Below are 18,404 nucleotides of genomic sequence, written 5' to 3'. Positions count from 1 at the left end.
TCGGCTTGACGAACCACGTATGACACGCGTGTAATTCCAGTGTTGTGACGAACCGGTCACGACGACGGCGGCACCGGGTCGAGGAGGAAGCCGTGCAGGAACTTCAGTTGATCGCCCTCGACGGGGGCGACGAGGGCGAGCTGTCCTGGCAGGAGCGCTCGCTGTGTGCCCAGACCGATCCCGAGGCGTTCTTCCCCGAGAAGGGCGGCTCGACCCGCGAGGCCAAGAAGGTCTGCGTCGGGTGCGAGGTCCGGTCCGAGTGCCTCGAGTACGCACTGGCCAACGACGAGCGGTTCGGCATCTGGGGTGGGCTGTCCGAGCGCGAGCGCCGCAAGCTCAAGAAGCGTGCGGTCTAGCCGCCCGCGCGGCGGCTCCCTCGTGACGAGCGCATGACGCTTGCCCCACCCCAGCACGGCCTGACCGACCCCCCGGGTGGGTCCCTCGCCGACGCCGTGGTCACCGCGGTCCTCGTGCTCCGCGGCCCGGCCTCGGCCCTCGCCCAGACCCTCGACTCCCTCGCGCGGCAGACCCGCCACCCCGACCGCCTCGTCGTCGTCGACGCCGGCCTCGACGGCAACGCCGTCGAGCAGGTGCGGGCCCACGACGGCCTCGCCTCGGCCGTCCCCGAGATCCTCTACGTCACCATCCCGCGCCTCCGCTCGGTGTCCGCCGCCGTCCGCACGGCCCTGGCGGAAACGTCCCACCGACCACTGACAGCGGGGTCCACGAGCGGCTCCCACGACGCCGTGCGCCACGTGTGGGTCCTGACCTCGGACAGCGTCGCGGCCCCCATGACCCTGGCCCGGCTGCTCGACGCGGTCCGGCGCAGCCCCTCCGTCGGCGTGGCCGGCCCCAAGCTCCTGGACTGGGAGCGGCCCGGCGCGCTGCACTCGGTCGGGCTGCAGCTCACCCGCTCCGGCCGGGTGATCCCCGCTCCGGCCCCGGGCGAGCCCGACCAGGGCCAGTACGACCGCCGCACCGACGTCCTCGCGGTCCCCTCGACCGGCATGCTGGTGGAGCAGGACCTCTTCGAGCACCTGGGCGGCCCCGACCGGGCGCTCGGCGACTTCGGCGGCGACGTCGACCTCGCCTGGCGGGCGCACCAGTCCGGGCGCCGGGTCGTCGTGGTGCCGCGCGCCACCGTCCGCACGGGTGCTCCCCTCCTCGAGGGCGATGCCCAGCCGGCCGACCTCCCGTCGCGCCGCCGCCGGGAGGCCCGGCGGGTGGCCCTGGCCCGCTGCGCCATCTGGGCCCTGCCCCTCCTCGCGGCCTGGGTCGTCCTCACGAGCCTGGTCGCCGCGGCCGCGCTCCTGCTGGCCAAGCGACCCCGCGCCGCGTGGGCCGAGCTCTCGGACGTGGGGGCCGTGCTCACGCCCGGACGCGTCCTCGGCGCCCGGTGGCGCTCGCGCGGCACCCGCCGCGTCCGGCGTCGCGACCTGCACGGGCTCTTCGTGCCGCCCCGGACGGTCCTGCGCCACACCACCGACCTCATCCACGACCAGGTGGGGATCGGCGACACCGACGACGACGGCGCGGTCGGCTCGGAGACCGGCCCCGTGGCCGACGAGGCCCAGGACCTGCACGTCCTGGGCTCGACCTGGGTCTCGCGCACCGCCCGGAACCCCGGCCTGCTCGCCGTGGTGCTCATGACGGTCGTCGCGGTGGTCGGCACCCGCGACCTCGGGGGCAGCTGGGTCGACCGGCTCGGCTCCGGCATGAGCGGTGGCGAGCTGCTCGGCGTGCGCGCCACGTCATCCTCGCTCCTGCACGCCTGGCTCGACGGCTGGCACGGAGCCGGCCTGGGCGGGTCGGGCGAGGCGGGACCGCACCTCGTCGTGCTGGCCGGCCTGGCGTGGCTCGTCTCCCACGTGCCGTTCCTGTCCGCCCCGGACTCGCCCGCCGGTACCGCCGTCGCCCTGCTCGTCACGCTCGCCCTCCCGCTGGCCACGGCCACGGCATACCTCGCCGCGCGGGTCGTCACCCACTCGCGCTGGCCGCGCGCCCTGGCCGCCCTGGCCTGGTCGACCACCTCGGTCCTGACGTCCGCCATCGCGGGCGGGCGGCTCGGGGGCGTGGTCGCCGCCATCGTCCTGCCCCTCGTGGCCGCGGGCGTCGTCCTCGCCGCCCGCCGCTCCGGCACCGCGACGGCCACGGCCGGCACCGTCCTGGCGGCAGGGGTGCTCGGCGCCTTCGCGCCGGCCCTGCTCGTGCCGGTGGTCGTGGCCGGCCTCGTCCTCCTCGTCCTCGGGCCGGGAGGCCGTCGCTGGCGCGGCCTGGCCCTCGTGGCCGGCCCGCTCGCCCTCCTCGGGCCGTTCGTGGGCGCCGTCCTGGACCGGCCGGCCCTGCTGCTGACCGGCCCCGGGCTGGCGGTGTGGGGCACCGCGCAGGCCGCGCCGTGGCAGCTGGCCCTGCTGCATCCCGGCGGACCCGGGTCGTTCCCCGTACTGCTGTCCGCCCCCGTCGTCGCGGCCGGGCTCCTGGCCCAGCTGCGGGTCGGGCGCAGGGGCGCCGCCGCGGGTGCCCTCGCGCTGCTCGGGCTCGCCGGGCTCGCGTATGCCGTCGTGGCACCGCGCATCGTCGTCGGCACCGTCCCGGACGGGTTGCCGCACGCCGGCCGGCCCGTCACGGTGTGGGCCGGCACGGGCCTGCTCGTCTGGGCGCTCGGTCTCGTCGCCGCCGCCCTCCTCGGTGCCGACGGCCTGCCCGTGAGCCGGGCCCGGGGCGGCTGGCTCGCCCTGCTGCGCTGGCCCGTCGGGGCAGCGCTCGTCGTGGGCGTCCTGCTCAGCGCCGGGTGGACCACCTGGCGCACCGTCGGGTCCACGCTGGGTGCCTGGTCCGACCCGCGCCCGGCCGTCGCCGTCGACCAGGCCGAGAGCGGCATCTCCAACCGCATGGTGCTCATCGCCCCCGACGGGGAGGGCCTGTCCTACCGCCTCGTCGGCCGGGAGCCGGGCGACGTCGCCCGCGCCCTGCCGGTGGCCACCGACCGCCCTGACACCCGGGCCCTGTCCGCCGCCGTCACCACCCTCTTCCAGGAGGGGGACGCGCCCGCGACGAGCCCGACAGCGGTGCTGTCCGACCTCGCCGTCGGCTTCGTCGGTCTGCGCGCCGACGCCGACGACCCGCGGGTGCGCGCGCTCGACGCGACCGCGGGCCTGAGCCGCCTCGGGGAGCACGACGGCAGCATCTTCTGGCGGGTCCTGCCCGGAGGTGGCCGGTCGGCCGACGACAGCCTCGCCCCCGCCCGCGCGCGGCTGGTCACGAAGTCCTCCGAGCAGGTCGTCCCGACCGCGGGCGACCACGCCCGGCTCGACGCCCAGGTCGTCGCCCCGCAGGGCACCACCCTCGTCCTGGCCGAGCCGCAGGCGTGGACCCGGCACGCCCGGGTGACCAGCGACGGGCAGGTGCTGGCGCCGGCCGGCGACGCGGCGGCATACAAGGTCCCGGCCGGCTCGCACCGGCTCGAGGTGACCGTCCTGCCCAGCGACACGTACTGGCGCTGGCTGCAGGGCCTGACGCTGCTCGTGGCGGCGTTCCTCGCCATCCCGTTCGGCAACCGCGCGTCCCGGAGGCGTCCATGACCGTCCCCGTCGCCGCCCTCGTCCGGACCGCCCTGGTCGCCGCCGCCGGTGCCGGGGTCGTCCTGGCCGCCACCCAGCACGACGGCGCGTTCGCCATCGGGTCGGGGGCGCGCACCACGTCGCCCGCACCGGCCAGTGCCGCCGTGCGCGACGCCTCGCTCCTGTGCCCCGGCCCGGAGCTGCGCGGCGTGCCCGGTCTCGACGACGAGTCCGTGCCCGTCGGGGTTGCCGCGGTCACGGCACCGGACCGCCTGCTCGGCAGCACCCGACCGCTGGGGGCCGGGGGGCGCGTCTCGCTGCGCACGATGCCCGGCGGCGCCGCGCAGGGGTCACCCGCGACCCAGCGCGGGGCGAGCACCTCCGCCACGGTGGGGGCCTCCGCGGGCGTGCAGGTCCGGGCGACCCAGAACCTCGCGCCCGGCCTGGCCGCGGCCCAGTCGTGGCTGGAGCCGTCCGGCGACCGCCGCGCCTTGTCGGTGACGGGCTGTGGTGACCCCGGCTCGGACCTCTGGCTGCTCGCCGGGGGTGGCGCGCCCGGCCGCCAGGAGCGACTCGTCCTCACCAACCCCGGTGGCAACCCCGTGTCCGTCGACGTCACGCTCCACGGTGACAAGGGGCCCGTCGCCTCGCCCGGTGGCTCGGGCCTGGTGGTGCCGGCGCACGGCCGCACGGCCTTCCTGCTGGACTCGATCTCCTCCGACCTGGCCGACCCGGCGGTCCACGTCGTCGCCCACGGCGGCGTCGTCGGCGCGGTCGTGGCGGACACGTGGCTCGACGGCACCCGCGCGGCCGGCTCGGACGACGCGGTGCCCAGCGCGGCGCCGTCGCGCGAACAGGTCGTCCCTGCCGTGTCGGTCAACGGGCGGGCCACCCTGCGGGTGGTCGTCCCCGGTCGCGACGAGGCCGTCGTCCAGGCGCGGGTGCTCACCAAGGACGGCCCGCGGGCCCTGCCGGCCGGGGGCGTCGTCCGGGTCGACGGTGGCGCGGTGCACGACATCGACCTCTCCGGGCTGCCCAGCGGCTCGGTCGCCCTGCAGGTGCGCGCCGACCACCCGGTCGTGGCCGCCGCGATGGTGGTCCGGGACGCCCCGGGCAAGCCGGGCGACCTCGCGTGGACGTCGTCCACCCCGGCCATCTCCGCAGTGGCGGGTATGCCGCTCGCGAAGCCGGCGGGCGCGCCGGACGGGTTCGTGCTGCACCGCACCCTGCTGCTGACCGCCACGGGCGCCCCTGCCGGGGTCGAGGTGGTCACGGTCGACGGGTCCGGCACGGCCACCTCGAACCGGGTGTCGGTCGCGGCCGACAGCACGACCACGGTCGACGTCACGGCGGCCTCGTCCGTGTGGGTGCACCGGGTCTCGGGTTCGGGCGCCGTGCGGGCGGGCGTCGTCTCGTGGGGCAACGACTCGTGCGGGACCCTCATCTCGAGCACGCCCCTGCGGGACGCGACGCTCCGCTCGACCACGGTGGCCGTGCGCGAGGCGCCCCAGGGCTGACCCCGGTGGCCGACGTCGGCGCCCGCGCGTGCCGCCTGCCGGTCCGGCGCGGCTGCTCGTCGTCTGTTGCGGCTACTCGTCGTCGTAGCGCGGGTCGAGCTCCTCGGGGTTCAGCCCGAACAGCGCGGCCACCTGTTCCACGACGACGTCCTGCACGACCGCGGTGAGCTCGCGGGAGCTCTCTGCCCGGTTCTCCACCGGGCGCCGGTAGACGACGACCCGGGCAGGCTGCCGTCCGTGCGCGGGGAAGGTGCGCCCCAGCGGGACCCCGTCGCGCTCCCACGGCGCGGGGTCGGACGGTGGGACGTCCTCGACCGCGAACTCCACGTCGCGGATCCGCGGCCCGACGCGTCCCTCGAGCCGGGCGGCGCTGTCGAGCACGAGGTCGTCGAACTGCTCGCGCCGGGTCGCCATCGCCGGCACGGCAGGCCACGCCAGGGGACCCCGCAGGCCCCGGCCCCGGCGGTCGCGGGTGCGCCCACGCCCCTGGCCGGACGCCCCTCGGGTCGAACTCACGCAGCCACCCTACGGCGTGCCGGGACGGCGCTGTCGGAGCCGTGGCATACAGTCCTCGCGTGAGTCTGTCGAGAAGGTGCTCCCGCACCGCGTGCCCCAAGGCAGCCATCGCCACGCTCACCTACGTCTACGGCGACCAGACCGCCGTCGTCGGGCCGCTGGCCACGTTCGCCGAGCCGCACACGTACGACCTGTGCGCCGACCACGCCGAGCGGCTCACCGCCCCCCGCGGCTGGGAGATCGTGCGCCTGTCGGGTGAGTACGTCGAGCCCGAGCCCTCGCACGACGACCTGCTCGCGCTCGCCAACGCCGTGCGCGAGGCCGGCCGGCCCAAGCTCGGCGAGCCGCCCGCCCCCTCCCGGGTCGTCGGCCAGGTCGACGAGGGCTCCTCCGGGGCCGTGGAGACCAGCCGCCGCGGCCACCTGCGCGTCCTGCGGGACCTCTGAGCCTGCGACCGCCGGGGCCGGTGGCCCCGCTAGGGTCTGTGCCGTGCCCGTTCCCGTGCTGACCGACTTCGTCAAGGCCTACGACGTCCGTGGCGTCGTCCCCGAGCAGCTCAACGTCGACGTGGCGTGGGCGATCGGCGCGGCCTTCGCCCGGCTCGTCGCCGCCGACGGGGCCACCGGCGTCGTCATCGGCCACGACATGCGCCCCTCCTCGCCAGAGCTGTCGCGCGCCTTCGCCGCCGGGGTGACGGCCCACGGGCTCGACGCGACGCTGATCGGCCTGTGCAGCACCGACGGCCTGTACTACGCCAGCGGCGCCCTCGACCTGCCCGGCGCCATGTTCACCGCGTCGCACAACCCGGCCCGCTACAACGGCATCAAGCTGTGCCGCGCGGGCGCCCGACCTGTCGGGCAGGACTCCGGCCTGGCGACGGTGCGCGACACCGCCCAGGCGCTCCTGGACTCCGGGACGTCCGCAGGGCCGGCCGATGTCGAGGCGGGCACGCTGCGCGAGCGCGACGTCCTCGCCGACTACGCGGCATTCCTGCGCGGGCTGGTCGACCTGTCCGGTGGCCGGCCGCTCAAGGTCGTCGTCGACGCGGGCAACGGCATGGGCGGCCACACCGTCCCCGCCGTCCTCGGCACGGGCGCGGGCCTGCCCGCCCTGCCCCTCGACGTCGTCCCGCTCTACTTCGAGCTCGACGGCACCTTCCCCAACCACGAGGCGAACCCGCTCGAGCCGGAGAACCTGCGCGACCTGCAGGCGGCCGTCGTCCGCGAGGGTGCGGACATCGGCCTGGCCTTCGACGGGGACGCCGACCGCTGCTTCGTCGTCGACGAGCGGGGTGAGCCGGTCAGCCCGAGCGCGGTGACCGCCCTGGTCGCGACCCGGGAGGTGGCGCGCGAGGTGGCCGCGGGCCGCGACGCCGCCGAGGTGGGAGTCGTCTACAACGTCATCTCGTCGGCCGCCGTCCCCGAGATCATCGGCGAGGCGGGCGCCCGCGGCATCCGCACTCGCGTCGGCCACTCGTTCATCAAGGCCGAGATGGCGCGCGAGGACGCGGTGTTCGGCGGCGAGCACAGCGCGCACTACTACTTCCGCGACTTCTGGTTCGCCGACACCGGGATGCTCGCCGCCATGCACGTGCTCGCCGCCCTCGGCGAGCAGGACGAGCCGCTCAGCCGGCTCACCGCGGCATACAGCCGGTATGCCGCGTCCGGCGAGATCAACTCGACGGTCACCGACGCGGGCGCCGCGACCGGGCTCGTGCGCGAGTGGGCGGCCGGGCAGGGCGCCGAGTTCGACGAGCTGGACGGCCTCACGGCGACCCACGCAGGTGGCGACGGCGACCCGATGTGGTGGCTCAACCTCCGCGCCTCGAACACCGAGCCGCTGCTGCGGCTCAACGTCGAGGCGGCGGATGCAGACACGATGGCACGGGTGCGGGACGATGTCCTCGCCCTGGTGAGAGGAGAACAGTGATGGCGCACGACACGGGGGCGGCCGCCTCCATCGAGCCGTGGCTGCGCGAGATCCTGCGCTGCCCCGCCTGCCGGTCCGAGCTGGCCGACGCCCAGGGTGAGACGGGCGCCGAGCTGCACTGCACCAACACCTCGTGCGGTCTGCAGTACCGCATCGACGAGGGCGTCCCGGTGCTCCTGGTCGACGAAGCCCGCAAGCCCGCCTGAGCCGAGGGCCGCCATGGCACCGTTCCTCGACGAGGCTCGCATGGACAGCGAGGAGGCGGTCGCCGCCCTCGACTCGCGCCAGACCCTGCGCGGGCTGGCCACGGCCGGTGCCCAGGTGCGCGAGGCGGTGGCGCTCGCCACGGAGGGCGGCATCGACCGGGTCGCCGGGGGAGAGCGCCCTCGATCGGTCCTGGTCGCGTCGCTGGGTGGTTCGGCGGTGGTGTGCGACGTGCTCGACCTGCTGGCCGAGCCGGGGTCGCCCGTGCCGGTGTCGACCCGGCGCAACGTGCCCCTGCCCGGGTGGGTCGGCCCGCTCGACCTCGTCATCGCCGTGTCGTTGTCCGGGCGGGCGGCGGGACCGCTCGCGCTTGCGGCGGAGGCGGCCCGGCGCGGCGCGGCACTGCTGACGGTCGGGGCCGCCGAGTCGCCGCTGGCGGACGTCTGCGCGCGGGCGCGCGGGGTGCACATCGACATCGGCCGGGAGCGGGCGTCGTCGCGCACGGCCCTGTGGTCGCTGCTGGCGCCCGTGCTGCTGGGGGCCGGCCGGCTGGGGCTGGTGCACGTGGACGAGCGGGTGCTCTACGACACGGCGGACCGGCTCGACGAGGTGGCGGAGGCCTGCCGGCCGTCGTCGGAGTCGTTCGTCAACCCGGCCAAGGTGCTCGCCACCGACCTCGCCGACGGCGTGCCGGTCATCCTGGGCGACGGGCCGCTGACCGGTGTCGCGGCCCTGCGCGCCGCCTCGATGCTGGCCCGCACGGCCCGGGTGCCCGCGACGACGGGCGAGCTGCCCGACGACGCGGCGCAGGTGGTCGCCTGCCTCGACGGGCCGTTCACGACGGCCTTCTCAGGGGTGGCCGGAGCCGGCGGCTCCGGGGACGCGGGCGGATCTGGCGGGTCCGGGTGGTCCGGCCCAGGTCGGGGGGCGGGTGAGGTGGACATCTTCGCCGACCCGTACCTCGACGCGCCCGCCTCACCCCGGCTGTCGCTCCTCATGCTGCGTGACGCGCCGGTGGAGCCGCCGACGCGGGAGTCGGACGAGGCGTTGCGGCTGGCCGACACGGTGGCCGACGCGGCCCGGGAGGCCGGGGCACGCGTGTCCGAGGTCGTAGCGCAACCGGGGGAGCCGGTGACGAGGCTGGCCGGGCTGATGGCCACGACCGACTTCGCGGCCACCTACCTCGCGCTGGGGCTGGGCCTCGACCCCGGTGTCTCCCCCCACGTCGCCGACCTCGCCGACCGCACCGGGCGTACGGGACGGGGCTGACGCCTCACTGGAGTCCGCCCCCGGGCCCGTCAGAGGGACAGCTGCAGGACCTCGGCCGTTGGCAGCGCGGCGAGCTCATTGGTAGCCACGAGGAGCTTGCTCCCGCGGATGCCGCTGCCGATGACGACCGTCCCGGCGGCCAGGACGCCCTCGTCGACCAGGACCGGCCAGTCGCCCGGTAGGCCGACCGGGGTGATGCCGCCGTACTCCATCTCGGTCAGGGCGACCGCCTCGTCCATCGGCGCGAAGCTGATCTTGCGCACGTCGAGGTGGCGCCGGACGACGCCGTTGATGTCGGCCCGGTCGGTCGCAAGCACGAGGACAGCGGCCCGCCGGACCTCGCCGCCACGCTTGCCGGCCACGACGACACAGTTCGCCGAGTGCGCGGGGTCGCTCTCGTAGGCCTCGCAGAAGGCGGCCGTGTCCGCCAGCGTCGGGTCGATCGGCGCGACCCGGGCGGAGGGGGCGTGACCGAGCGCGACGGCGACGGGCGCGGCGAGGAGGTGCGGGTGCTCGGTGGCGGGCGCCCAGGAGAGCGTGCCTTCGGGGGTGGCCATGCGCGCAGGCTACCGAGGCGTCTCCGGCTCGACGTCGCCGCCGTGGCGCGCTCGGTGAATGGCGGAGACGACTGCCACGACCAGGGCGCCCACGACCAGGCCCAGGATGGCCGAGCCCACGGTGTTGGTCACCCAGCCCAGCACGCCGCCGAGGGGACCGGCGGCGTCGTGGACGGCTTCCTCGGCGTGGTGCACCCAGGAGTACGGAGCATGGAGCCCAAGGTCGTCGAGTCCGACCAGGAGTATGTGTCCACCCACCCAGATCATCGCGGCGACTCCCACCACGGACAGGGTCGACAGCAGGCGCGGCATGCCATGGACGAGTCCCCGCCCCAGCGACCGGGTCGCACCAGACCCTGTCTCCGAGAGGTGCAGGCCGACGTCGTCCATCTTCACGATGAGGGCGACCACGCCGTAGACGAGGAGCGTGATCAGCAGCGCGACGATGACGAGGATGACCGCGCGGCTGAGGAGGGGCTCGTTCGCCACCTCGTTCAGCGAGATCACCATGATCTCCGCGCTGAGGATGAAGTCGGTGCGGATGGCGCTCCGCGTGATCTCGTCCTCGTCCGGCTTGGTGCCCTCGTCGCCCGACGCCTCCTCGCCGCCGTGCCCGCTGACGCGCTCCCAGATCTTCTCGGCGCCCTCGAAGCAGAGGTAGGTGCCACCCAGCATGAGCAGCGGCGTGAGGGCGACTGGCAGGAACTGGCTCAGCAGCAGGGCCGCGGGGAGGATGAGCAGGATCTTGTTCCGCAGGGAGCCGACCGCGATTTTGCGGATGATCGGCAGCTCGCGCGCCGGTTCGATGCCCTCGACGTAGCGGGGCGTGACGGCGGTGTCGTCGACGATCACGCCGGTCGCCTTGACGCTGGCGCGCCCGGCGGCGGCGCCGACGTCGTCGATCGAGGCGGCCGCTGCCTTGGCCAGGACGGCCACGTCGTCGAGCAGGGCGAACAGTCCACCGGCCATCAGCAGGCCACCGTGGTGGACTCGTCCCGGGTGCGGACCAGGATGAGTGCAGGGGTCACGCGATCAGCCTAGTTGGTGGCCCCGGCGGTCACGCTTCGCCGACCGACGTCAGGACGGCCCGGGCGCCCCGACGTTCTCGTCGTCGTCGTCATCCTCGTCGCCGGGGGCGACCCGGTCCTCCTGGCTGTTGGGCACGGGCTCGCCGCCGGGGTTCACCTGGTAGTCGCCCTTGACCTTGTCCCAGGCCTCGAGCTTCTCCTCGTCGACGTCCAGCTCCACGCGCTCCGGCTGGTTCCCCTGCTCCTGGGGCTGCTCGACCTCGGCGTCGGCGATCTCACTCGGGACGCCGCTGCTCGGCTCGCTCATTGCTGCTCCTGTGCTGGTTGGCGGACGGTCGGCCGGAACGCCCCCGGCTGCCGGGTCACGACACCGTGCGCCGCTCGGCACCGGCCAGGTTCACCGTAGGACGCACTGGTGGTCGGCGCCCGCCGAGTGCCGCCCCGGGGCTGTTCGGTTGGGGCCCCGGAGGCGTGCTCCGGTAGAGTGGGAGGTCGCCGGCGCGGGTGATACCCCGCTCTCGTGAACGCCCAGATGGGCTGCGCCGGGTCGAACATCGTGAAGTCAACTACAGGAGATTCGTCATGTCCTTTGACTACAAGGTTGCCGACCTGGGCCTCGCCGAGGCCGGCCGTCACCAGATCCGACTCGCCGAGCACGAGATGCCCGGCCTGATGTCCCTGCGCGAGGAGTTCGGCGAGAGCCAGCCCCTCAAGGGCGCCAAGATCGCCGGCTCGCTGCACATGACCGTGCAGACCGCCGTCCTCATCGAGACGCTCACCGCGCTCGGTGCCGAGGTCCGCTGGGCCTCCTGCAACATCTACTCCACCCAGGACGAGGCCGCCGCGGCCGTCGTCGTGGGCAAGGGCACGCCCGAGGACCCGCAGGGCGTCCCGGTCTTCGCCTGGAAGGGCGAGACGCTCGAGGAGTACTGGGACTGCACCAACGAGATCCTCACCTGGCCCGGTGGCGAGGGCCCGAACATGATCCTCGACGACGGCGGCGACGCCACCATGCTGGTCCACAAGGGCCGCGACTGGGAGAAGGCCGGCCAGGTCCCGGCCACGGACGAGCAGGACTCCGAGGAGTTCGGCGTCTTCAAGGCGCTCGTCCGCCGCACCATCGCCGAGGACCCCCAGAAGTGGACGACGGTCGCCGCCGGCATCAAGGGCGTCACCGAGGAGACCACGACCGGCGTGCACCGCCTGTACGAGCTCGCCCAGACCGGTGACCTGCTCTTCCCGGCGATCAACGTCAACGACTCGGTCACCAAGTCCAAGTTCGACAACAAGTACGGCTGCCGTCACAGCGTCATCGACGGCCTCAACCGTGCGACCGACGTCCTCATCGGCGGCAAGGTCGCGGTCGTCGCCGGCTTCGGCGACGTGGGCAAGGGTGTCGCGTCGGCGCTGGCCGGCCAGGGCGCGCGCGTCATCGTGACCGAGATCGACCCGATCTGCGCGCTGCAGGCCGCGATGGAGGGCTACCAGGTCGCCCGCCTCGAGGACGTCCTCGACATCGCCGACATCTACGTCACCACGACCGGCAACTTCAACATCATCACTGCCGAGCACATGCAGCAGATGAAGAACAAGGCGATCGTGTCCAACATCGGCCACTTCGACAACGAGATCGACATGGCCGGTCTGGCGCGCATCCCGGGTGTGACCAAGACGCAGATCAAGCCGCAGGTCCACGAGTGGACCTTCAGCAACGGCAGCTCCATCATCGTCCTGTCCGAGGGACGCCTGATGAACCTCGGCAACGCCACCGGCCACCCGAGCTTCGTCATGTCGAACTCCTTCGCGAACCAGACGATCGCCCAGATCGAGCTGTTCACGAAGAACGACGAGTACGACAAGCAGGTCTACGTGCTCCCGAAGCACCTGGACGAGAAGGTCGCCCGCCTGCACCTCGACGCCCTCGGCGCCAAGCTCACCGAGCTCACCAAGGAGCAGGCCGAGTACATCGGCGTCGACGTCGCCGGCCCGTACAAGCCGGAGCACTACCGCTACTGAGGCACCGCCTCCACGGCACCCCAGCACCACTCGGTATGCCGCCCGCTCACCGCCCACGCAAAGCGTGGGACCCAGAGCGGGCGGCATACCGCTGTCCGGGCGGCATCGTCCGAACGGTTTGCATGCAGTAGCACCTCCGTGCGCCAGCTGTGTGCGGACAGGCACGCCCTGCCTTCTTTCATGTTGACTGGCTTGAGCATCCAGGCACGCTCCAGGAAGGCGCCCCAACCGTGAGCCAGATGAGCCGGACGGCGATCCGCGCTGCCTCTCTCCGTCCCGTCGTGCCGCGGGTCGTCTGGGTCGTGGCCGCCGTCGAGGTGCTCATCGCGCTGCTGCAGCGCTGGACGACCGTCTCCCAGGCGCGACCGGTGGACCTCTCGGTCTACCTGGCCGGGGGCCAGGCGGTGCTGCACGGTGACGCCCTCTACTCCCTGGCAGTGGCCGACGGTCAGGGCGGGCACCTGCTGTTCACGTACCCACCCTTCGCAGCGCTCCTCTTCGTCCCCTTGGCGCTGGTGGGCCCGGCCGCCCTGGCGGTCCTCACCGCGCTGTCGCTGGCCTGCTACGTGCTGGTGGTCTGGATCTGCTGTTCGCGGGCTCGCCTGGGGACACCCGTAGCGGTGCTGTTGACCGCGGCTGGCCTTGCCCTGGAGCCGGTCCAGCGGACGTTGCTGTTCGGTCAGGTCAACCTGCTGTTGCTCGCGCTCGTGGTGCTCGACGCGCTGCGGGTCCGCGGCAGGTGGCGCGGCGTGCTGGTGGGAGTTGCCGCGGGCATCAAGCTGACGCCCGCCGTCGTGGTGGTGTGGTTCCTCCTGCGACGCGAGTACCGTGCGGCGGCCACCGCTACGGCGGCGTTCGCCTCCACCGTCGGGCTGGCGTGGCTCGTCCTGCCTCGCGACTCGTACTCCTTCTGGTTCTCGGCCTTCGGTTCCCTCGGCAGGTTCGGCCCCGAGGTGCGGCGCTGGGACAACCAGGCGATCGGGGCCGTGGTGGACCGCGCGACGCAGGCCAGCGGCCTGTCGCCGCTGGCTGTCGCCCTGGTGACGGTGATGCTCTCCGGGTCAGCCCTCGCGCTCGCCCTGCTCGCGGCACGCCGTGCCCACCGCGTCGGCAACGACCTCGCGGCGCTGGTCGCGGTGGCCCTCGGCGGCCTTCTCGTCGCACCGGTCACCTGGACCCACCACTACGTCTGGGTCGTGCCCGTCCTCGTCGTCCTGCTTGCCGCGCGCGCCTGGCTGGTCGCCGGTGTCACCGCAGTCGTGTTCTTCCTGCCGCCGATGTGGGCGCTCGCAGGACGCGCCAACGACGCCCTCGGCTACAGCATCCCCGAGGTGCTCCTGTCCGCGGCGTGGGCGATCTGGGCGGTGGGGATCCTGGGGTGGGTCCTGCTCGCCCGGTCGGTGGACACGAGGCGCGAGGTCAGCGAGGGTGACCACGTGCCCAGCACCCGTGTGTGAGAATTCTGGGGGAATCTCTTGACCAACTGTTGGGGAAAGGGCTGACGCGTGAACGGTCGCGTGCTCATCGTCGACGACGACCTGGCGCTCGCCGAGATGCTGGGGATCGTCCTGCGCAACGAAGGCCTCGAGGTCACGCACGTGGCCGACGGGGCCGGCGCGGTCGCCGCGTTCCGTGACTCCAAGCCGGACCTGGTCCTCCTCGACGTGATGCTCCCGGGGCTCGACGGCATGGAGGTGTGCCGGCGGATCCGAGCCGAGTCGGGGGTGCCCATCGTCATGCTCACCGCTCGCACCGACACCGTCGACGTCGTCGTGGGGCTCGAGTCCGGCGCCGACGACTACGTGGTCAAGCCGTTCAAGCCGCAGGAGCTCATCGCCCGCATCCGCGCCCGGCTGCGCCGCGGCGAGGAGCCCGAGCCCGAGCGCCTGGAGATCGGCGACCTCAGCATCGACGTCGCGGGCCACTCGGTGCGACGCGACGGCCAGCCCCTCTCGCTCACCCCGCTCGAGTTCGACCTGCTCGTCGCCCTCGCCCGCAAGCCCTGGCAGGTGTTCACCCGCGAGGTGCTGCTCGAGCAGGTCTGGGGCTACCGCCACGCCGGTGACACCCGGCTGGTGAACGTGCACGTGCAGCGCCTGCGCTCCAAGATCGAGAAGGACCCCGAGCACCCCGAGATCGTCGTGACGGTCCGCGGCGTCGGGTACAAGGCGGGGCCCGGCTAGTCGTGTCGCTCTCACCCGGCCCATCGCCCGTGAGGTCGCCGGAGGGACCGGCGGGGTCCCGGGGTGCCGGTGCGACGTTCCTCGCCCGCGGGCGAGGGCTGCTCGACCGGGCCCGTCCCGCCGTCCGGGGTTGGCTGCGCCGACTCGTCCACGCGTGGCGTCGGTCGCTGCAGTTCCGCGTCGTGACGAGCACCATGCTGCTCGGGCTCGTCGTCGTGATGCTGCTCGGGTCGTGGCTCTACTCCTCGATCTCCGACGGCCTGGAGCAGGACCGGATCGACACGGCGCAGGTCGAGGCAGCTCGCTTGAGCAGTGACATCCAGCGCCAGTTCGACAGCACCGACCGCACCGGCAGTGCGGGCCAGCTCAACCTGTTCGCCCAGGACCTCATCCAGAAGACGGCGGCCCAGTCCGGCGACAGCGAGCGCTACCTCGTCTTCACGCGCACCCTCGGGAACTCGCGTCCCACCTACGTGCAGACGGTCGAGTCCGGGGCCGTCGGGCTCGCGGAGCTGCCCGACGACGTGCGCGCCGCCGTTCGCGCCGACCCCCGGCGCCAGCAGGTGCGGCTCATCGGCATCACCGATCCTGCGACGAGGCAACGGGTTCCGGCTGTGGTCGTGGGGTCCCAGGTCGAGGTGCCGGTGGCCGGCGCGTACGACCTGTACGCGATCTATCCCATGCAGCGGGAGGAGGCGACGCTGGGCCTGATCACCCGGACCTTCGCCATCGGCGGGGTGGCGCTGGTGCTGCTCGTCGGCGCGATCGCCTGGGTGGTCACCCGCCAGGTGGTCCTGCCGGTACGACGGGCTGCGGTGGTGGCGGAGCGGCTGTCGTCCGGACGGCTCAACGAGCGCATGCGCGCTCGTGGCGAGGACGACCTGGCGCTGCTGGCCAAGTCCTTCAACGAGATGGCCGACAGCCTGCAGGCGCAGATCCGCCAGCTCGAGGGCCTGTCGCGGGTCCAGCAGCGGTTCGTGTCCGACGTCTCCCACGAGCTGCGCACCCCGCTGACCACGATCCGGATGGCCGCCGACCTCATCCACGACTCGCGTCGGGAGTTCGAGCCGGCGGTCGGACGCTCTGCCGAGCTGCTGCACGCCGAGCTCGACCGCTTCGAGGAGCTGCTCGCCGACCTGCTCGAGATCAGCAGGTTCGACGCCGGCGCCGCGGCCCTCGAGGCCGACGACGTCGACCTGCGGGACGTCGTGGCGCGGGCCGTCGACTCGGCACGCGCCCTCGCGGAGCGCTGGGGCACCGTCATCACCGTGACCGCGGGGGAAGGGCGCATGTCGGCGGAGGTGGACGCCCGCCGCGTCGAGCGGATCCTGCGCAACCTGCTCGTCAACGCCGTCGAGCACGGTGAGGGCAAGCCCGTCGACGTCGCGATCGCGAGCAACGCCACCGCCGTCGCGGTCACTGTCCGCGACCACGGTGTCGGTCTGCGCCCGGGGGAGGCCGCCCTGGTCTTCAACCGCTTCTGGCGCGCCGACCCGGCGCGCGCCCGGACCACCGGGGGCACCGGACTCGGCCTCGCCATCTCCCTGGAGGACGCCCGGCTGCACGAGGGCTGGCTGCAGGCGTGGGGCGAGCCGGGCAACGGCTCCTGCTTCCGCCTCACGCTGCCGCGCCGGCAGCACGTCCCGATCAACGAGTCCCCGCTGCCGCTGAAGCCGGACGACGGGCGCTCCCGCACTCCCGGTGGCTCGCCGCTCGGCGCCGGACGGGCCGGAGTCCTCCCCGCACCGGTGCGCACCGGTCCGCCGCTGGCCCGGAGTCCCGAGTGAGGACGGGACGGCTGGCGGCGCTGGCCTGCGTCGCGGCGCTGGCCCTGTCCGCGTGCGGGGGCCTGGCGACCAGCTCCCCGGTCCGCCCGGGACTCGAGGTCGGCGACGTGCAGGCCAACGAGGTGCGGGTCCTGCCCGCCGGGCCCAGCGACGGCTCGACCCCCGTGGACGTGGTGACGGGCTTCATCCGCGCGGGCGCGGCAACCGACGACGACTACCAGGTCGCCCGCTCCTACCTCGCCCCGTCGCCGGAGTCCACGTGGCGGCCGGACGGGTCGGTGATGGTCTTCACCGACGAGTCGTCACTGACGATCGCGCAGGTGCGGCCCGGTGTCGTGCGTGCGACGGCCAAGGTGACGGGCGCGATCGACTCCTCGGGCCGGTATGCCGAGCGCCCGCCCGGTTCGGTCGTGCAGGCCGACTTCGGCCTGCGCCAGGTCGGTGGGCAGTGGCGGATCGACCGCGTGCCCGACAGCTTCGGCACGTGGCTGAGCGAGTCCGACACCGACCGCCTGTACGACCCGTTCAGGGTGTACTTCGAGTCCGCGACCGCACGCCAGCTCGTCCCCGACACCCGGTACTTCCGGCTCGCCAGCGGCCTGGCGACGCGTCTGGCGCGTGCCCTCCTCGGCGGCGTCCCGGCATACCTCGCAGGTGCGGTGCGCACCGAGCTTCCGGCCGGCGCGCGCCTGGCCGTGGACGCCGTCCCCATCGACAGCGGCACCGCGACCGTCGACCTCGCCGCCACCAACCCGGTGGCCGACCCAGCCCAACGACAGGCCCTGGCCGCTCAGGTGCTCGCCACGGTGACGCAGGCGCCGGGGGTCGACAAGGTCGTGCTCCAGGTGGACGGGACGACGCTCCAGGTGCCGGGGGCGCCGACGAGCCTGGACTCGTTGAGCGCCTTGGGTTTCCTCACCGAGAGCCCACCGGCCGTCAAGCCGATCCTGCGCACGGGGACGTCCCTGGTGCGCGTGGACCCCGAGCAGGTCGGTGACCCGGCGCGCAACGCCCCGCGGCCGTCCGGCGCCGCCCTCCCGGAGGTGCCCGAGGGATGGGCGTACCTGGCGCTGTCCCGGACCGGGCAGGAGGTCGCTGCCGTCAGCGGGGACCGCCGGCAGCTGACGCGCTGGCGAGGCACGACCCAGCTCACGGTCTCCGAGGTCGACGGCGACCACCTCACCACCCCGACGTATGACGTCCGCGACGTCCTGTGGGTGGGCGGGCACGCGCCGGGCGAAGGTCGTATCTGGGTGCTCAACACCTCGGCCCAGACCGCCGACCGCTCGCCCGGCCCCCCGACGGCCGTGTCGACCCCGTGGCTGGGCAACCGCCTGGTCGTCAGCCTGCGGGTCTCCGACGACGGCCAGCGCGTGGCGGTCATCAGCACGAATGCCTCCGGGCAGGACCCGCGGCTCGACGTCGCGGGCGTCCGGCGCCAGCCCGACGGCACGCCCACGGCCCTCTCGACACCGCTGACGCTCGCACCGTCGCTCACGTTGATGCGCGACGCGGTCTGGGTCGACGACTCCACCCTCGCGGTTCTGGGACGCAAGTCCGCGAACCAGGTCATCCGACCGTGGTTCGTCCCGCTGGGCGGCCCGATCACGGCGGGTCCGGGACTCGCCGGGGCCGTCGCCATCACCACCGTGAGCGGCGAGCGGCAGCTGGTCGTCACGACCGACGGCGGCGACGTCTACATCCGGGCCGGCAACAACTGGCAGAGCGTGGGCAAGGGCACGGGCTTCCTGGTCGCGGCTCGGTGAGGAAAGCGCCGCGTCGACTGAAGTGCACGGCATGGTTCCGGTATGTCCCTACCTACCCCCTTGCGCCAATGG

Annotated in this window: 16 protein-coding genes; 12 read left to right on the top strand and 4 right to left on the bottom strand. The window is 73.9% G+C overall.

What is annotated here, in order from left to right; all coding sequences use genetic code 11:
- The first annotated feature begins 92 nt into the window (after positions 1-92).
- The 3 genes from RKE38_RS03220 to RKE38_RS03210 are packed head-to-tail and all read left to right on the top strand — an operon-like array spanning position 93 to position 5,077.
- Positions 93-356, top strand: coding sequence for a WhiB family transcriptional regulator (locus RKE38_RS03220; RefSeq protein WP_310149452.1), 264 nt, complete (start codon positions 93-95; stop codon positions 354-356).
- Positions 357-389: 33 nt separating this feature from the next.
- Positions 390-3,581, top strand: coding sequence for a glycosyltransferase (locus tag RKE38_RS03215; protein ID WP_316006005.1), 3,192 nt, complete (start codon positions 390-392; stop codon positions 3,579-3,581).
- Entirely contained in the window at positions 3,578-5,077 is a 1,500-nt protein-coding gene (locus RKE38_RS03210) for a DUF5719 family protein (protein ID WP_316006004.1), read from the top strand. Before RKE38_RS03215 ends, RKE38_RS03210 begins: the two co-directional genes overlap by 4 nt.
- Before the next feature lie 72 nt (positions 5,078-5,149).
- On the opposite strand, the gene RKE38_RS03205 is transcribed toward RKE38_RS03210, so the two are convergent.
- Positions 5,150-5,593, bottom strand: a complete 444-nt coding sequence (locus tag RKE38_RS03205) for a metallopeptidase family protein (RefSeq protein ID WP_310149444.1) — start codon at positions 5,591-5,593, stop codon at positions 5,150-5,152.
- Between the two features lie 59 nt (positions 5,594-5,652).
- Here RKE38_RS03205 and RKE38_RS03200 point away from each other — a divergent pair, with 59 nt between their 5' ends.
- The 4 genes from RKE38_RS03200 to RKE38_RS03185 are packed head-to-tail and all read left to right on the top strand — an operon-like array spanning position 5,653 to position 8,995.
- Positions 5,653-6,039: a DUF3499 domain-containing protein gene (locus tag RKE38_RS03200; protein WP_316006003.1), complete on the top strand. Its 387-nt coding sequence runs from the start codon at positions 5,653-5,655 to the stop codon at positions 6,037-6,039.
- A gap of 43 nt (positions 6,040-6,082) precedes the next feature.
- On the top strand, positions 6,083-7,522 hold the full coding sequence (locus RKE38_RS03195; protein ID WP_316006002.1) for a phosphomannomutase/phosphoglucomutase: 1,440 nt from the start codon (positions 6,083-6,085) through the stop codon (positions 7,520-7,522).
- Positions 7,522-7,728 carry a Trm112 family protein gene (locus tag RKE38_RS03190; RefSeq protein ID WP_316006001.1) on the top strand — a complete coding sequence of 69 codons (207 nt, stop codon included), beginning with the start codon at positions 7,522-7,524 and terminating at the stop codon, positions 7,726-7,728. The genes RKE38_RS03195 and RKE38_RS03190 overlap by 1 nt, the downstream gene beginning before the upstream one ends.
- Positions 7,729-7,768: 40 nt before the next feature.
- Positions 7,769-8,995, top strand: a complete 1,227-nt coding sequence (locus RKE38_RS03185) for an SIS domain-containing protein (RefSeq protein ID WP_316006000.1) — start codon at positions 7,769-7,771, stop codon at positions 8,993-8,995.
- A gap of 29 nt (positions 8,996-9,024) precedes the next feature.
- Here the strand turns inward: RKE38_RS03185 and RKE38_RS03180 are convergent, their stop codons facing one another.
- From RKE38_RS03180 to RKE38_RS03170, 3 genes are all read right to left on the bottom strand, one after another.
- On the bottom strand, positions 9,025-9,552 hold the full coding sequence (locus RKE38_RS03180; RefSeq protein WP_316005999.1) for a YbaK/EbsC family protein: 528 nt from the start codon (positions 9,550-9,552) through the stop codon (positions 9,025-9,027).
- 9 nt (positions 9,553-9,561) lie between these two features.
- On the bottom strand, positions 9,562-10,521 hold the full coding sequence (locus RKE38_RS03175) for a DUF808 domain-containing protein (RefSeq protein WP_316005998.1): 960 nt from the start codon (positions 10,519-10,521) through the stop codon (positions 9,562-9,564).
- A gap of 108 nt (positions 10,522-10,629) precedes the next feature.
- Positions 10,630-10,887 (bottom strand): hypothetical protein, encoded by a 258-nt coding sequence (locus RKE38_RS03170; RefSeq protein ID WP_316005997.1) that lies wholly within the window; start codon positions 10,885-10,887, stop codon positions 10,630-10,632.
- Positions 10,888-11,162: 275 nt separating this feature from the next.
- Here RKE38_RS03170 and ahcY point away from each other — a divergent pair, with 275 nt between their 5' ends.
- The 5 genes from ahcY to RKE38_RS03145 all read left to right on the top strand — a co-directional run bounded on the left by ahcY (position 11,163) and on the right by RKE38_RS03145 (position 18,332).
- The gene (gene ahcY, locus RKE38_RS03165; protein ID WP_316005996.1) at positions 11,163-12,596 is read left to right on the top strand and encodes an adenosylhomocysteinase; all 1,434 of its coding nucleotides are present in this window, start codon (positions 11,163-11,165) and stop codon (positions 12,594-12,596) included.
- 239 nt (positions 12,597-12,835) lie between these two features.
- Positions 12,836-14,053 carry a glycosyltransferase 87 family protein gene (locus RKE38_RS03160; RefSeq protein WP_316007588.1) on the top strand — a complete coding sequence of 406 codons (1,218 nt, stop codon included), beginning with the start codon at positions 12,836-12,838 and terminating at the stop codon, positions 14,051-14,053.
- 48 nt (positions 14,054-14,101) lie between these two features.
- Positions 14,102-14,779, top strand: a complete 678-nt coding sequence (gene mtrA / locus RKE38_RS03155) for an MtrAB system response regulator MtrA (RefSeq protein ID WP_316005995.1) — start codon at positions 14,102-14,104, stop codon at positions 14,777-14,779.
- A gap of 182 nt (positions 14,780-14,961) precedes the next feature.
- Positions 14,962-16,566, top strand: a complete 1,605-nt coding sequence (gene mtrB / locus RKE38_RS03150) for an MtrAB system histidine kinase MtrB (RefSeq protein WP_410055425.1) — start codon at positions 14,962-14,964, stop codon at positions 16,564-16,566.
- On the top strand, positions 16,563-18,332 hold the full coding sequence (locus RKE38_RS03145; protein ID WP_316005994.1) for an LpqB family beta-propeller domain-containing protein: 1,770 nt from the start codon (positions 16,563-16,565) through the stop codon (positions 18,330-18,332). Before mtrB ends, RKE38_RS03145 begins: the two co-directional genes overlap by 4 nt.
- The last annotated feature ends 72 nt before the right edge of the window (positions 18,333-18,404 follow it).

The organism is Phycicoccus sp. M110.8 (genome assembly GCF_032464895.1).
Classification (GTDB): domain Bacteria; phylum Actinomycetota; class Actinomycetes; order Actinomycetales; family Dermatophilaceae; genus Pedococcus.
This window is presented reverse-complemented; position numbering and strand designations above follow the sequence as displayed.